The sequence below is a fragment of the Actinosynnema sp. NPDC023794 genome, from assembly GCF_040639675.1.
Classification (GTDB): Bacteria; Actinomycetota; Actinomycetes; order Mycobacteriales; family Pseudonocardiaceae; genus Actinosynnema; species Actinosynnema luteola.
Window position 1 is genome coordinate 12,312 of sequence record NZ_JBFAFR010000025.1, and the last position, 13,390, is coordinate 25,701.

Genomic DNA, 13,390 nt, shown 5'->3' on the forward strand with positions numbered 1-13,390 from the left:
TCACGGGAGCGCCGGGGTGCGGTCGACGAGATCGCACGTCCGGAGCGCGAAGTCCTCGTGGCGGTGCGCGGGTGAGGGTTCGCCGGTCGTTCTGGCGTTGACGATCCGGTCGACGCGGAACGCCCGCTCGGCCTGTCGCAGCCGGCACCAGCCGACGAGGTACCAGTACCGCCCGCGCACGGTGGCGAACCGCACCGGCTCGACCTCGCGCTCGGTGCGGCCCCCGTCGCGGTCGAGGTAGGTGAGCCGCAGCACCCGGCGTTCGACGACGGCGTCCTGGATCACCGAGGGGACCGGCGACGGCTCGTCCGCCGGTCGATCGAGCAACTGGACCCGGTCGGCCAGGGCGCGGGCGCCGGCGGCGTCACGCGACGACATCGCGGTGACGATCTTGTGGATCGCACTGCGCGCCGCCTGGGCGAACGGAGTGCCCTCGGCGCGGTCGAGTGCCACCGCGACGGCGGTCGCCTCGGCGGGCGTGAAGTTCAGCGGCGGCAGGGTCATGGCCTTGTCGACCGCGTAGCCGCCGCGCCGCCCGGTGTCGGCGTAGATCGGCACGCCGGCCTGGGTCAGCGCGCCGATGTCGCGGGCGATGGTGCGCGTGCTGACCTCGAAGCGCGCGGCCAGCTCACGGGCGCTGCGCCTGCGCGGCGCGACCGCGCGCAGCTCCTCCACGATGGCGTAGAGCCGATCCGTGCGGTTCATGCTCCCGGACGCTAGCCGGGCCCACCGACAAGAATCGCGCGGAGGATTCCGGAAACGTTGACACAGGGGTGTCTCACCGACCGTCGATCGTGGTGTTCACCCAACCGAACGGAGTACGACATGCCTGTCGGATACCTCGACGTGCCCACCGGCGCCGACCCGGACCGGAAGAGCGCCATGGTGCGCGCCATCTACGAAGCCGTGCACGAGGTCTACCCCTTTCCCGGCGACACGCGGATCTTCGTGCGGGAGTGGCCGCTCGACGCCGTGAGCCAGAACGGACTCCTGGGCTCGGAGCCGGCCAGGCCGGTGTTCGTGGTGCACGTCCCGCCGGCCGCGGGGATCGACGCCAAGCGGACGATGCTGCGGAAGATCGGCGCGGCCGTCGGCGACGCGTACGACCTGCCGGACTTCATGACGTTCATCCACGAGCACCCGCTCGACCTCGTGGCGCTCGACGGCGGTCTGCTCGCCGACGACCGGCAGCGGGTCGGTGATCGGACGGAGGCGTCCGTCGGCTCGGCGCGGGGTGGCGTGCGCTGACCCGTGCACGACGGAGCCCGCCCCCGGCAGCACGTGGGGGCGGGCTCCGGTGCGCGATCAGCCGCCGTTGCTCGGCTGGTACCGCTGGGCGCGGTAGGTGCGCGGGGTGTTCGCGGTGATGCGGAGGACCGAGTCGTACAGCGTGCGGCCCAGGGCGGCGCGAGCCCGCAGCGCCGGGTGGGTGGCGCTGTAGTTGTCGGCGTTGGCCGCCTGGTCACCGGCGAACTGGCCGGACGCGAACAGCGCGTACGTGATGATCGGCTTGCCCGCCGTGTCGAACACGATGCCGGCCTCGTTGCGGCCGTCGTTGAACCAACCGGCCTTCGTCGCCACGTTCAACCGCTCCGCCGACGACAGGTTGAGCCTGATCCCGTCCGTGAACGACGTCAGCGACCGCAGCACCTTCAGCAGGTGCTCGGTGGACGCCGCCGACAGCAGCTGACCCGCGGCCAGCTTCTGGAGCAGCGTGAACGTCTCCCGGGGCGTCGTGGTGCCCAGGAAGAACCGGTTCGGGTTGGCCACCGGCACGACCTGCGTGTGCACGAAACCCTTCGAGCGCAGGATCTCGTTCAGCTCCAACGCGGGCACGACCAGCCCGGACAGCCGCACCGCCGTGTTGTCCGACACCGTCAGCAACGCCGCCAGCGCGTGCCCGACCGTCACCGAACTCGGGTACGCGCCGTCCAGCCCGAAGATCCCGTCGGTGTCCTGGATGACGATCGCCTGCGTGACGTCGACCCGTTGGTCCAGCGTGATCAGGCCGCGGTCGACCTTGTCCAGCACGGCCACCGCGACCGCGATCTTGTTCACGCTGTACGCCTCGACCACGCGGTCGGCCTCGACCTCGACGGCGGGCTTCACCGTGCCGTCCGGGTCGGCCACGCCGATGTAGGACGACCACGTGCCGCGCGCCCGTGCCGTCTCCCACGAGTACTTCAGCGAGATCTTGCGGCGCGCCTGGTCGGCCGTCGTCGGGATCACCGCGTCCCACTCCGCCTCCGTCGACTGCGCCTGCGCCGTGCCGGCGGACGTGCCGAGCACGGCCCCGGCCGCCGCGACCGAGCCCAGCCCGAGCGCGAACCTGCGGTTGATGTCCATGTGCCCCCAATCAGTGGATACGTCCTTAACGACGCCCCAACTGGTCTAAATGTTGCTCCGAACCGGTGAACTCGATCTAACCAGCGGTAATCTTCCGCCATGGCGCAAGGGGTGTTCCTGGTGACCGGGGCCAGCCGGGGCATCGGCGCGGCGACCGCCCGCCTGGCTGCCGAAGCGGGGTACCGGCTGGTCCTCACGGCCCGGGACGCGTCCCGCCTGGCCGAGCTCGCGGCGCGGCTCGGCGGGCCCGACCGGGTGTGGGTGGCCTCGTGCGACGTCCGGGTGTACGACCAGCTCGCGGCGCTGATGGGCCGGGTCGAGGAGGAGTGGGGGAGCCTCGACGTGGTGTTCGCCAACGCGGGCGCGAGCGTGACCACCTCGTTCACCTCGACCGACGGCGCGCCGCCCGCCGAGTGGAGCGACATGGTGCTGACCAACGTGTGCGGCCCCGCGTTCACGGCGAGGGCGGCGATGCCCGCGTTGACGCGCCACGCCGGCCACCTGGTGCTCACCGGGTCGGCGGCCGGTCGCGGCGTGCGGCCGGGGAACCTCTACTCGGCCACGAAGTGGGCGGTGACGGGGCTGGCGCAGGCGATCCGCGCCGAGTGCGTCGGCACGGGCGTGCGCGTCACGCTGGTGCAGCCCGGCCTGACCGACACCGGCGGCATCCCGCCGTCGCGCGCCGCCGACCCGAAGCTCGCGCCGGAGGACGTGGCCCGCGCCGTGCTGTACGCGGTGGGCCAGCCGCCGTCGGTGGACGTCAACGAGATCCTGGTGCGCCCGGTCGGCCAGGACGCCTACCGGTGAGCCCGGACCCGACCGAGCGCAGCGCGTCCAGCACCTCGGGCGTCGCGTCGAGCGCGTAGTCCGCGCCGAGCAGCAGCAGGTCCGCGGCCACGTGCTCGACCTCGTCCGCGCCCAACCGCACCCGGCACGTCCGGTCGTCGATCGGCTCGACCCGGCCCGGCAACGCCACCACCAGCCGTGACCTCACGACGTCCGCCGGCGCGTCGACCACCGCCGTGCACGTGTACCGGTACGGCGCGGAGGTCAACGAACGCGCCACGTAGGTGGCCGGGTCCTCGGGCGGCTCACGCGGCGTGAAGCGGCGGCCCGTGGCCCGCGGCGCGTCCATCCGGTCCACCCGGAACGTCCGCCAGTCCTCCCGCGCCGGGTCGTAGGCCAGCAGGTACCAGCGCCGGTAGGCGGTCACCAGGCTGCGCGGCTCCACCCGCCGCTCCTGCCCGCGGTGCGTGAACGCGACCACCTCGTGGTCCCGGCACGCCGACGCCAGGACGCCCAGCGCCGCCGGGTCGGACACCGGGCCGTCCACCGCCATGACCGCGATGGCGTCCCGCACCGCCGCGATCCGCTGCCGCAGCCGGGACGGCAGCACCTGCTCCAGCTTCGCCAACGCCCTGGTGGACGACTCCTCGATGCCGTGCACGCCCGCCGCCGTGCGCAGGCCGACGGCCACCGCCACGGCCTCGTCGTCGTCCAGCAGCAACGGCGGCAGGTTGCGGCCCGACGCGAGCCGGTAGCCGCCGGCGGTGCCGGTCGTGCCGTCGACCGGGTAGCCCAGCTCGCGCAGCCGCTCGATGTCGCGGCGGACCGTCCGATCCGTGACGCCGAGCCGTTCGGCCAGTTCCGACCCCGTCCAGTCGCGCCTGCCCTGCATCAGCGACAGCAGGCGCAGCATCCTCCCCGGCATCGTCATCACGGACATCCTATGTCCTAAAGGACTCCTAGCGTGGTGCCCATGACGACTTACGTGCTGATCCCCGGCGCCTGCCACGGCGGCTGGTACTACGACCCGATCTCCGAACGGCTGCGCGCCGATGGGCACCGGGTGCACGCGGTCACGTTGAGCACCGGACGGGTGAACCTGGACGACCACGTGGCCGAGGTGCTGGACCTGTTCGAGCGGCACGACCTGCGTGACGTCGTGCTCGTCGGGCACAGCTACGGCGGGATGGTGATCACCACCGTCGCCGACCGCGTGCCCGACCGGGTCGCGACCCTGGTGTACGTGGACGCGTTCGTGCCGCGTGATGGCGAGTCCGCGTACGACATCGTGCACGGGGACTGGCGCAAGTGGTACGTCGAAGGCGCGGCGGGGGACGGGTTCTCCCTGGCCCCGCTGCCGATCTTCGACGAACGCGCCACCGCCCACCCGCTGGCCACCCTGCTGCAACGGGCGTCGATCACCGGCGCCGTCGACCGGGTGACGGACCGCCGGTACCTGTTCATGGCCGACTTCCCGGACAGCCCGCTGGCCACCACGTACGAACGGCTGCGCGACGACCCGGGCTGGCACGTCGAGGCGTGGCCCGCCGGGCACAACGTGCTGCGCGACGCGCCGGAGCGGTTGTCGGCGGCGTTGAGGTCCGCGAAGTCCGCACGGATGAATAACACTGTGATCGGTAGGACCGCCTAGCGTGGATGGATGAAGGTCCACGACATGCTCGTTGAAGAACGGCGGCGGATGGCGGACCTCCTCGACGGGCTGGACGCGGGCCAACTGGCCACACCCAGCCTCTCGGCGGGGTGGACCGTGCACGACATCGGCGCCCACCTGATCACGTACCTCAAGTTCGGTCAGCTCAAGCTGTACTGGGGCATCGTCTCCATGGCGGCCGACTTCGACCGGCTCAACCGGGAGCTCACCGCCAAGGCGGCCCGGATGCCCACGTCGGAGATCACCGCCCGGCTGCGCCGGTGGTCGACGTCGAAGACCACCATCCCGCGGTCGGGCTACGACCCGGTGCTGGCCGACATCCTGCTGCACGACTACGACGTCCGCCTGCCGCTGGGCATCGAGCGCGACATGCCGGAGGACCGGCTGTGGGTGGCGTTCCAGCACCTGGCGGCCAAGCCGTCGCCGGGCTACGCGATGGGCTCCCGGCTGGCGGGCCTGCGGCTGGAGGCCGTGGACACCGGGTGGGCGTCCGGCAGCGGCGCGGTGGTGCGCGGCGCCGCCGAGTCGCTGGTGCTGGCGATGAGCGGCCGTGCGGTCGGGCTGGACGCGCTGGAGGGCGACGGCGTGCCGCTGCTGCGTGAACGCGTCGCCGCGCCGCCGCCGCGCGGACCGCTGGAGCGGCTGAAGACGGTGCTCAACGTCGTGGTCGACCCGCCCCCGCCGGACCGCCGCTCCCGCGACGCCGTGGGCGGCCACTGACCAACCCGCGTGTCGAACCTCCAGGTCCCGCGTGTCGAACCCTCAGCGCCCGCGTGTCGAACCCTCAGCGCCCGCGTGTCGAACGCTCACGCCCCCTGAATTCAACGTTCAGGTCGGGCGTCGGTCGTTCCGAGTGTTGAACTCGGGGGTCCTGAGCGTTCGACTCGGGGGTCCTGGAGGTTCGACACGCGGGACCTGAGCGTTCGACACGCGAGGTTGGGAAGCGGACCGGTGGCGGGCGCCGTGGGGAGCCCGCCACCGGTCATGCGGTCGGCCCGTGGTGCCGGGCCGCCCGTTCTCGTCGGATCACCCCACGGTGCAGGGGTTCCCGTTCACGCGGAAGTCGGTCGGCGGGGTCGTCGAGCCAGACCCCGAGGAGTTGAAGCCGACGTTGACCGAACCGTTGACCGGCACGTTGGCGTTCCACCCGACGTTCGTCGCGGACGCGGCCTGACCCGACTGGGCCCACGTGGCCGACCAGCCCTGCGTGATCTTCTGGTTGCCCGGCATGGTGAACTCCAGCTTCCACGACGTCCACGCCGAGGGGCTGGTGTTGGTCACGGTGATGTTCACCGACATGCCCGTGGACCAGGTCGAGGCGCGCCAGACCACCTTGCAGTAGTTGGCCACCACGTCCGGCTTGGTCCGCACGCTCACCTGCGGCGACATGGCCGATCGCAGGTTGGCGCCGTTCTTCGCCACCACGGTGAACCGGTAGGCCGTGTCCGGCCGCAGCCCCGTCACCGTCGCCGTCGGCGAGGTGACCGTGGCGACGACGCGCAGCGCGTCACCCTCGATGGAGATGACGTCGTACTCCTTGACGCCGCTCTCCGGGTCCGTGGACGCCGTCCACGTCAGCTTCGTGCCCGTCGCGGTGGTGTCGGAGGCCACCGGGGTGCCCGGGGTCGACGGCGCGGTGGTGTCGACCGGCGGCGCGGTCGTGACCTTCTCCGCCGCCCAGCTGGCGATCCACGCGAGCGCGGAGTTCCAGTTGACCGTGACCTCGTTCACCGAGTACGCCTCGATGTGGTCCACGAAGCACTTCTGCGCCTTGCACCCCGCGAGCAGGCGAGCGGCGATCGGGTCCTGCAACGCGCTGTTCGGACCACCCGAGAGCGCGCCGGGCGGCGCGGTCGGGAGGGTCGGCTCCAGCTGGTTCGCCCAGTGCCGGTGGTGCACGTTCTTCACCGGCTGGTCGCCGTAGCCCGAGACGTACGAGTACGACATCGGGTTGCGGCCCAGCAGGTAGTTCAGGCCCTGGAACACGCCCGCGCGGTACTTGGCCGCGCCGGTGAAGTCGTGCGCCAGCGCGAGCACCGAGATGTTGTTCGCGACGAGGCCGTTCGAACCCCAGTCGTAACCCGTGGGCGTGAGGTACGGCGCGGGGTAGCCCTGGGTCGACATCTGCGACAGGTGGGCGTCCGCGACTGTGGTGAACGCCGACTTGATCGCCGTGATGTCCGCGGCGGGCAGGCCGTTGGGCACGAGCGCCAGCGTGATGTCGCCCAGCGGGCCGGTGGAGCCCCAGTCGAAGCCGCGCGCCGTCAGGCTCTTGCCCTTGAAGTGCGTCGACGACGTGAGGTCGCTGCGGTAGGACGCCTCACCGGTGGTGGTGAACATCTCCGCCGCGGCCCAGTAGAACTCGTCGGTCAGGATGGAGTCGCTGTAGGAGCCGCCGCCGGTGCCGTCGTTCGGGTCGGCGATCTTGTTCGGGTTCGCCTTCGCCGCCGCGTACGCCTTGGTGGCCACCGCGAGCGCCTTCGCCGAGAACGCCGGGTCGATCGTCTTCCAGATGCGAGCCGCCTGCGCCGCCACCGCGGCCGTGTTCAGCGTCGCGGCCGTGCTGGTCGCGGACAGCCTGCGGGCCTGCGGGTCTTCGTGGGGCAGCAGCGGGAGGCCGGTCCAGTTCTGGTCGTGGATCTTGTGGTGCACCATGCCGTCGGGCGCCTGCATCTTCAGCAGGAACTCGACCTCCCAGCGCGCCTCGTCCAGGATGTCCGGCACCCCGTTGGCCTTCTCCGGGATGTTCAGCTTGCCGTCGCCGAGCGCGGCGGCGTCGCCGATCAGCTTCGCGCGCTCGTAGGTGTTGAGCACCTGCCACGCGGAGATGCCGCCGTTGACGACGTACTTGCCGTGGTCGCCCGCGTCGTACCAGCCGCCGCGCACGTCCAGCGTGTAGCCGCAGGTGATCGTCGCGAGGCAGGGGACGTTGTTGTCACCCTGGTTCGGCGCCACGTTGAGGTGGCCGGCGGGGCGCGCGTACTGCTCGCCCACGTACTGCGCCTCGATCGGGATGCCGCTGCGGTTGTGGTAGAAGTACGCCAGCGAGTCGTACCGCAGCTTCTTGATCTCGTCCGTCGCGATGTCGAACGGGAAGCTGGTCTCGGTGCCGACGGTCAGCGTGTAGCCGGCGCCCGCGGTGTCGAACGCCGAGAAGTCGATCAGGTGCGTGGAGTCGCCCGATTCGGCGTCCGCACCCTTCGGCGTCGTCTGGCCCGAGGCCACCGTCGTGCCCGCGGAGTTCTTCAACGCCCACGGCTGCGGGGTGGTCGCGTCCGAGGTCAGGGTCGCGTGCTTGGGCAGGCCCGGCACGTAGGCGACCTGGTTGACGTTGATCTTCTTCGGCGGGTTGGCCGGGTCGCCGCCCGGCGGCTTCACGCCGCCGATGAGGGAGACGTTGTCCACGCAGACCGTGGTGTCGGCCGCCTGCGCGCCCAGGTGGAACGTCACCTGGCCGGGCCCCGCGTCCGGGAAGTCCAGCTCCGAGGTGAACGTGAAGCTGAAGCGCTGCTTCGTCGTGGTCAGCGCGACGTCGTGCTTGGCGATCTGGCGGTACGGGCTGACGCCCTCACCGGCCACCGCCGCCGCCGGCCTGGCGACCGAGGCGTACGCGTCGAAGGTCATCGTGTAGGACTGGCCCGCCTCGAACGGCACGCCGTTCTGACCGATCAGGGAGTCCCACGGGTTGACCGTGCCGCCGGTGACGGTGGCGCACAGCTCGCCGTTCGTGACGCGGTTCGACACGCCCGCGCTGGCCCACCACGGGTCGGCGGAGCCACTGCTGAACGAGCCGTTGACCAGCCGTTCGTAGTCCGCCGCGTGGGCCGTTCCGGACGCTAGCGCGCCGCTCACCGCCACTAGTGCGAGGGCTGCGGTGGCCTGGCGGCGCCACCGGGGAGAAGGAAGCGATCTCATGGACTTGGGTCTCCTCCGTCTGCTCTGACGGTTGACGACGCTTCTGGGAGCGCTCCCTGGGAGCGCTCCCAGGGACTCTAGAGTGACTCGGCTTACATTCACAACCCTGGATTTGACCTCCAGTTAGCTGGAGGTCACACAGTGTGAGCGTTCACTTCGGGTCGTCTTCGAGGATGAGGTGCGCGCAGTGCGTTCGACAGGGTTCGACGAGATGGGCGCTGCAGTGGTGGTGACACGATGACGCACGTCGGGATCACGTTGCCGGGCTTCGGGGCCGACGCGGTGGAGCACGCGCAGCACGCCGAGGGGCTGGGGTTGGAGTCGGTGTGGCACGGCGACCACCTGATCCCGGTGAACCCGTTCCTGGACTCGACGTTGGTCCTCGCGACGGTCGCCGCCGCGACCACTCGGATCAAGCTCGGGTTCGGCGTGATGGTCCTGCCGCTTCGGCCGGTCGCCTGGGCGGCCAAGCAGGTCGCCACCTTGCAGCACCTGTCCGGGGAACGGGTGCTGCTCGGCGTCGGCACCGGTGGTGACGCGCACGGTGAGGCGGCGTGGCGCGCGGTCGACGTGCCGTTCGCGGAGCGTGGCCGGCGGCTGGACGCGGCGCTGGCCGTGCTGCCGGACCTGGTGCGGGGCGAGACGGCGTCGGTGCACGGCGCGGACGTCGTGCTGTCGCCGGGCGCGGTGATGCCGCCGGTGCTCGTCGGCGGTGGGGGCGGGGCCGCGCTGCGGCGGGCGGCGCGGTTCGGCGACCACTGGTACCCGGCGTTCGTGCCGTTGCGAGCGGTGTCGTCGGGGGTGGCGCGCTTGCGGGAGCTGGCTCAGGAGCACGGGCGGCCGGTGTGCGGGGTGACGGTCGGGGTGAGCGTGGCGCTGGGCGACGTGCCCGCGTCCGTGGTGGAGCACCGGATCCGGTCGATGACCGACTACGGGCTGACCGAGCGGCAGGCGCGGGAAGTGCTCGTGACCGGGTCGGTCGACCAGGTCCGCGACCACCTCGGGCGACTGGCGGAGGCGGGCGCGGACCGGGTCGTCGCGATGCCGTTCACCGAGGACCGGTTCCGCCAGGCCGAACTCGTCGCGAGCGCCGCGGTGGCGTGACGACCGAGCTGATCCTGCGGGCCGACGGCGTCGAACTGCGCGTCGAGACCTCCGGCACGCCTGCGGCTCGGTTGATCCCGATCAGCGGCGGTCGATGATCGCGGCGTAGCCGTGGGGCACGATGGTCTCGGCCATCTGCCGGTACGCCTCCGGGTCGTCGGGCGCCCACGTGGCCAACCCGTCGACGTAGCGGTTGGCGGCGCAGAACATCGCGGCGATCAGCACGGTGTCGTGCACCTCGATGTCCGTGGCGCCGTTGTCCTTCGCCTTGGCGACCATCTCGGACGTCACCGCGCGCCCGCTGTCGGTCACCGCCGTGGCGATGTCGAGCAACGCCAGCATCTTCGGCGTGTGCTCGTAGTCCTCGGGCAGTTGCGCGGCGGCGAAGGCGCCGTGGGAGCCCGCGCAGAACTTGCACTTGTTCAACTCGGAGACGTGCGCGGCGATCAGCTCGCGCTCGCCGCGGGACAGGTCGCTCGGTCCGCGCAACATCACCTCGGTGAGCTCGGTGAGCGGTCGGCCCGTCTCGGGGCGGAAGTTCATCAGCCCGGCCATCCCGGGCAGGTCGTTGTGCAGCTCGATGTGCGGCATGTGTCCAGTGTTCCGACCGGGGGAGACCCGGTCGAGCGGCGATCGGGCGAAAACACAACACAGTTATGTTACGTGTTCGCCCGACTCGCCGCCCCGGTTCGCCTGGACGGGCGGGGTGTCCCGCGTCCGATGCGCGTCAGGCGCAAGCGTTCCGGTCCACCTGGTAGACCGGGGCGTTCCGCTCGGCGCGCACCGGCGTGGTGGAGGTCGCGGTGGCGACGCCGTCGACGACGGCGTGGGTGACGCGCTCGCCGTCGTAGAGCCACGGGTCGGTCGTCCAGTCCACCTCGCCCGAGACGGTCACGAGGAGGCGTCGGCCGTCGACGTCCACGCAGCCGTACCGGCTGACCGCGCTCGCGCCGCCGCCCTCGGTGAGCCTGAGCGTCGCGCCGTCCGGCGTGGTGACGGGGCGCAGGCGCCTCGCGTCCAGTCGCCACACCGTGAAGTGGTCGGTGTTCGCGCCGCGGGCCTCGTTGACGACCACCTCGTCGCGGCCGTCGCCGTCCAGGTCGGTGATCCGCGGCGGCAGTGCGCCGAACGTGCTGTCCGCCGGCATGAAGGCGCTGATCCGGAAGCCGCGGACGACGGCGGTGAGCTCCTGCTTGGTCGGGTCGGTCGCGGCCACCCGGACGGAGATCCGGTCCGCCTGGCCGTCGCCGTCGAGGTCCGCCGCGACGGCCCCGTCGCCCGGCGCCGTCCCCCACAGCGCCGGCACCGCCGCGACGAGCGCGAACGCGGGCGCAAATGCCTTCAACACAACGATTCCCCCTGATTTCGGGCACCACGAAGACACCTCGTGGCACCGGTTCCCCCGGACGCGATCGCGTCGACAACCAGGAGACGGGCGGTGACCGGCACCGTTCCACGGTGTGGTGCGGGTCACAGTTGAGGTCGGCCCACCGGTGAATGTCCTCCGTGGGCGGACGGGCCGGTGCGGCTGCTCCGGGGTGACGGCGCCACCGTTCGTGTGAGCGCTCCCATGACGTCGGCGCGAATGTGCGAATAATTCGCTTTCACCCTTGACTGGTGTAGACCATTTCCGGTTGAGTGGCCCCCGTCACACGTCCGAGGGCGCTCGAACGGAAAAGAGTGATCTTGTGTCGAGATTCCGCGCAGTGGCGGCGATCGCCGCTTTCGTGGTCGGGGCGGCGCTGACCGTCGTGGTGGCCAACACCGCCGCCGCAGCCGCCTGTGCGTCCGCTTGGACCTCGTCGGCCGTCTACACCGGCGGCATGACGGCGTCGCACGCCGGGCACAACTGGCAGGCCAAGTGGTGGACCCAGAACGAGACCCCGGGCTCGGCCGCGGTTTGGGCCGACCAGGGCGCCTGCGGCGGTGGCACGACGCCGCCGCCCGCCTGCGACTACCCGGCGTGGGTGCGGGGCCAGTGGTACACGGCCGGCAGCATCGTGCGCTACACCGACGGCAAGCACTACATCGCCGAGCACGACAACCCGGGCTACGACCCGGTCATCAGCACCTGGTACTGGAACCCCCACGACTGCGGCTCGACTCCGACCACGACGACCACCACGCCCGCGCCGGGCGGCTTCGTGGTGAGCGAGGCGCAGTTCCGGCAGATGTTCCCGAACCGGAACCCGTTCTACACCTACGCCGGCCTCACGGCCGCGCTCGGCGCGTACCCCGGTTTCGCCAAGACCGGCTCGGACACCGTGCGCAAGCAGGAGGCGGCGGCGTTCCTGGCCAACGCCAACCACGAGACCGGCGGGCTGGTGCACATCGTCGAGCAGAACCAGGCGAACTACCCGCACTACTGCGACGCGGGTCAGCCCTACGGCTGTCCCGCCGGCCAGGCGGCCTACTACGGCCGCGGTCCCATCCAGCTCAGCTGGAACTTCAACTACAAGGCGGCGGGCGACGCGCTCGGCCTGCCGCTGCTGACCAACCCGTGGCTGGTGCAGAACGACGCCTCGGTGGCCTGGAAGACCGCCCTCTGGTACTGGAACACGCAGTCCGGCCCGGGCACGATGACCCCGCACAACGCGATGGTCAACGGCTACGGCTTCGGCGAGACGATCCGCAGCATCAACGGGTCGCTGGAGTGCGGCGGGCGCAACCCGGCGCAGGTCCAGAGCCGGGTCGACGCCTACCAGCGGTTCGTGGGCATCCTGGGCGTGCCCGCCGGCGCCAACCTGTACTGCTAGGGGTGGTGACGGGGGTCGCGCGGCGGCCCCCGTCTCCCGTCACCGGTCCAGGTGGGCGAGCACGGCCCAGCCGAACGACCCCGGCGACTCGACCCACGGCAGGTGACCCGCGCCGGGCAGCACGACCCGCGTCACGTCCGGCAGCGCGGCGGCCGGCGAGTCCACCGCCCACCGGGGCCGCACGTCGGCCGCGCCGTCCACGATCAGCGTCGGCACGTCCAAGCCGCGGCAGCGGGCGATCAGCTCCTCCTCGTCCCACCCCTGTCCGACGCCGGAGACGCAGACCAGCGACGAGACCCGGTCCGGGTGCGCCAGCGCGTAGTGCAGCGCCACGTCCGCGCCCCGGGAATGGCCCAGCAGGGCCATCCTCGGCAGTCCGAAGTGGACCCTGACGGCCTCGAGGTCGGTGAGCGCGCGCGCCGTCGGCCCCTCGTGCCGGTCGCCGTCGGGCCCGCCCCAGCGGATCACCCGCACCCGGTCGGCCAGCAGCCCGGCGAGCCCGTCGAACGCGTCCCGCGGTCCGGGGTCGCCGTGGCACAGCACCAGCGGATCGCCGCGTCCCGCTGCGGCGCGCCCCGATTCGGCTGCCCACAACACGCGGCCGTCGTCCGCGATGACCTTGTGCTCCTCCATGCGGCCCAGTGTCGGCCACCCGGCCGTCGGATCACACCGGTGGGATCGATCGAGCCGATGGCCGGCGCGTTCACAGTCAGGGCTACGGGTGGCTGGACCAGTCGGTTCAGATCCTTGACCCGGATGACGTTCACGATTATGGTCTAGACCACATTGCGGGGTGTGACGCACCGTTCCC

At 71.6% G+C, this 13,390-nt stretch carries 13 protein-coding genes; 6 read left to right on the forward strand and 7 right to left on the reverse strand.

Annotated features, from left to right (window positions below; translation table 11 throughout):
• Window positions 1-705 carry a helix-turn-helix transcriptional regulator gene (locus AB0H12_RS33885; RefSeq protein ID WP_499628481.1) on the reverse strand — a complete coding sequence of 235 codons (705 nt, stop codon included), beginning with the start codon at window positions 703-705 and terminating at the stop codon, window positions 1-3.
• Between the two features lie 120 nt (window positions 706-825).
• On the opposite strand from AB0H12_RS33885, the gene AB0H12_RS33890 reads away from it, so the two are divergent.
• The gene (locus tag AB0H12_RS33890) at window positions 826-1,248 is read left to right on the forward strand and encodes a hypothetical protein (protein WP_499628482.1); all 423 of its coding nucleotides are present in this window, start codon (window positions 826-828) and stop codon (window positions 1,246-1,248) included.
• A 57-nt stretch (window positions 1,249-1,305) separates the two neighbouring features.
• On the opposite strand, the gene AB0H12_RS33895 is transcribed toward AB0H12_RS33890, so the two are convergent.
• On the reverse strand, window positions 1,306-2,346 hold the full coding sequence (locus AB0H12_RS33895; protein WP_499628483.1) for a serine hydrolase: 1,041 nt from the start codon (window positions 2,344-2,346) through the stop codon (window positions 1,306-1,308).
• Window positions 2,347-2,445: 99 nt separating this feature from the next.
• On the opposite strand from AB0H12_RS33895, the gene AB0H12_RS33900 reads away from it, so the two are divergent.
• Window positions 2,446-3,153, forward strand: coding sequence for an SDR family oxidoreductase (locus tag AB0H12_RS33900; protein WP_230566182.1), 708 nt, complete (start codon window positions 2,446-2,448; stop codon window positions 3,151-3,153).
• On the opposite strand, the gene AB0H12_RS33905 is transcribed toward AB0H12_RS33900, so the two are convergent.
• The gene (locus tag AB0H12_RS33905) at window positions 3,107-4,063 is read right to left on the reverse strand and encodes a helix-turn-helix transcriptional regulator (protein ID WP_499628484.1); all 957 of its coding nucleotides are present in this window, start codon (window positions 4,061-4,063) and stop codon (window positions 3,107-3,109) included. The genes AB0H12_RS33900 and AB0H12_RS33905 overlap by 47 nt on opposite strands.
• 42 nt (window positions 4,064-4,105) lie before the next feature.
• Between AB0H12_RS33905 and AB0H12_RS33910 the strand changes: the two genes are divergently transcribed.
• Both AB0H12_RS33910 and AB0H12_RS33915 read left to right on the forward strand, forming a co-directional pair.
• Window positions 4,106-4,783 (forward strand): alpha/beta fold hydrolase, encoded by a 678-nt coding sequence (locus AB0H12_RS33910; RefSeq protein WP_499628485.1) that lies wholly within the window; start codon window positions 4,106-4,108, stop codon window positions 4,781-4,783.
• A 9-nt stretch (window positions 4,784-4,792) separates the two neighbouring features.
• Window positions 4,793-5,524, forward strand: coding sequence for a maleylpyruvate isomerase family mycothiol-dependent enzyme (locus AB0H12_RS33915; RefSeq protein ID WP_499628486.1), 732 nt, complete (start codon window positions 4,793-4,795; stop codon window positions 5,522-5,524).
• Window positions 5,525-5,830: 306 nt separating this feature from the next.
• Here the strand turns inward: AB0H12_RS33915 and AB0H12_RS33920 are convergent, their stop codons facing one another.
• The gene (locus AB0H12_RS33920; protein WP_499628487.1) at window positions 5,831-8,656 is read right to left on the reverse strand and encodes a glycoside hydrolase family 9 protein; all 2,826 of its coding nucleotides are present in this window, start codon (window positions 8,654-8,656) and stop codon (window positions 5,831-5,833) included.
• Between the two features lie 300 nt (window positions 8,657-8,956).
• Here AB0H12_RS33920 and AB0H12_RS33925 point away from each other — a divergent pair, with 300 nt between their 5' ends.
• Window positions 8,957-9,823 carry an LLM class flavin-dependent oxidoreductase gene (locus tag AB0H12_RS33925; protein WP_499628488.1) on the forward strand — a complete coding sequence of 289 codons (867 nt, stop codon included), beginning with the start codon at window positions 8,957-8,959 and terminating at the stop codon, window positions 9,821-9,823.
• Window positions 9,824-9,904: 81 nt separating this feature from the next.
• Here the strand turns inward: AB0H12_RS33925 and AB0H12_RS33930 are convergent, their stop codons facing one another.
• Together AB0H12_RS33930 and AB0H12_RS33935 are read right to left on the reverse strand one after the other, a co-directional pair.
• Complete coding sequence (locus AB0H12_RS33930; protein WP_230572903.1) at window positions 9,905-10,414, reverse strand: carboxymuconolactone decarboxylase family protein; 510 nt, start codon at window positions 10,412-10,414, stop codon at window positions 9,905-9,907.
• Between the two features lie 136 nt (window positions 10,415-10,550).
• Window positions 10,551-11,171: a hypothetical protein gene (locus tag AB0H12_RS33935; protein WP_499628489.1), complete on the reverse strand. Its 621-nt coding sequence runs from the start codon at window positions 11,169-11,171 to the stop codon at window positions 10,551-10,553.
• A 340-nt stretch (window positions 11,172-11,511) separates the two neighbouring features.
• Here AB0H12_RS33935 and AB0H12_RS33940 point away from each other — a divergent pair, with 340 nt between their 5' ends.
• Window positions 11,512-12,579, forward strand: coding sequence for a glycoside hydrolase family 19 protein (locus AB0H12_RS33940; RefSeq protein WP_499628490.1), 1,068 nt, complete (start codon window positions 11,512-11,514; stop codon window positions 12,577-12,579).
• 39 nt (window positions 12,580-12,618) lie between these two features.
• Here AB0H12_RS33940 and AB0H12_RS33945 read toward each other — a convergent pair whose 3' ends face one another.
• Window positions 12,619-13,212 carry an alpha/beta fold hydrolase gene (locus AB0H12_RS33945; RefSeq protein ID WP_499628491.1) on the reverse strand — a complete coding sequence of 198 codons (594 nt, stop codon included), beginning with the start codon at window positions 13,210-13,212 and terminating at the stop codon, window positions 12,619-12,621.
• Between the last annotated feature and the right edge of the window lie 178 nt (window positions 13,213-13,390).

What these genes read in the sequence shown, in the direction of transcription:
- AB0H12_RS33925 (WP_499628488.1), top strand. Translation starts at nt 8,957, where the DNA reads ATGACGCACGTCGGGATCACGTTGCCGGGCTTCGGGGCCGACGCGGTG.
- AB0H12_RS33915 (WP_499628486.1), top strand. Translation starts at nt 4,793, where the DNA reads ATGAAGGTCCACGACATGCTCGTTGAAGAACGGCGGCGGATGGCGGAC.
- AB0H12_RS33945 (WP_499628491.1), bottom strand. Translation starts at nt 13,212, where the DNA reads ATGGAGGAGCACAAGGTCATCGCGGACGACGGCCGCGTGTTGTGGGCA.
- AB0H12_RS33905 (WP_499628484.1), bottom strand. Translation starts at nt 4,063, where the DNA reads ATGACGATGCCGGGGAGGATGCTGCGCCTGCTGTCGCTGATGCAGGGC.
- AB0H12_RS33930 (WP_230572903.1), bottom strand. Translation starts at nt 10,414, where the DNA reads ATGCCGCACATCGAGCTGCACAACGACCTGCCCGGGATGGCCGGGCTG.
- AB0H12_RS33890 (WP_499628482.1), top strand. Translation starts at nt 826, where the DNA reads ATGCCTGTCGGATACCTCGACGTGCCCACCGGCGCCGACCCGGACCGG.
- AB0H12_RS33910 (WP_499628485.1), top strand. Translation starts at nt 4,106, where the DNA reads ATGACGACTTACGTGCTGATCCCCGGCGCCTGCCACGGCGGCTGGTAC.
- AB0H12_RS33895 (WP_499628483.1), bottom strand. Translation starts at nt 2,346, where the DNA reads ATGGACATCAACCGCAGGTTCGCGCTCGGGCTGGGCTCGGTCGCGGCG.
- AB0H12_RS33900 (WP_230566182.1), top strand. Translation starts at nt 2,446, where the DNA reads ATGGCGCAAGGGGTGTTCCTGGTGACCGGGGCCAGCCGGGGCATCGGC.
- AB0H12_RS33885 (WP_499628481.1), bottom strand. Translation starts at nt 705, where the DNA reads ATGAACCGCACGGATCGGCTCTACGCCATCGTGGAGGAGCTGCGCGCG.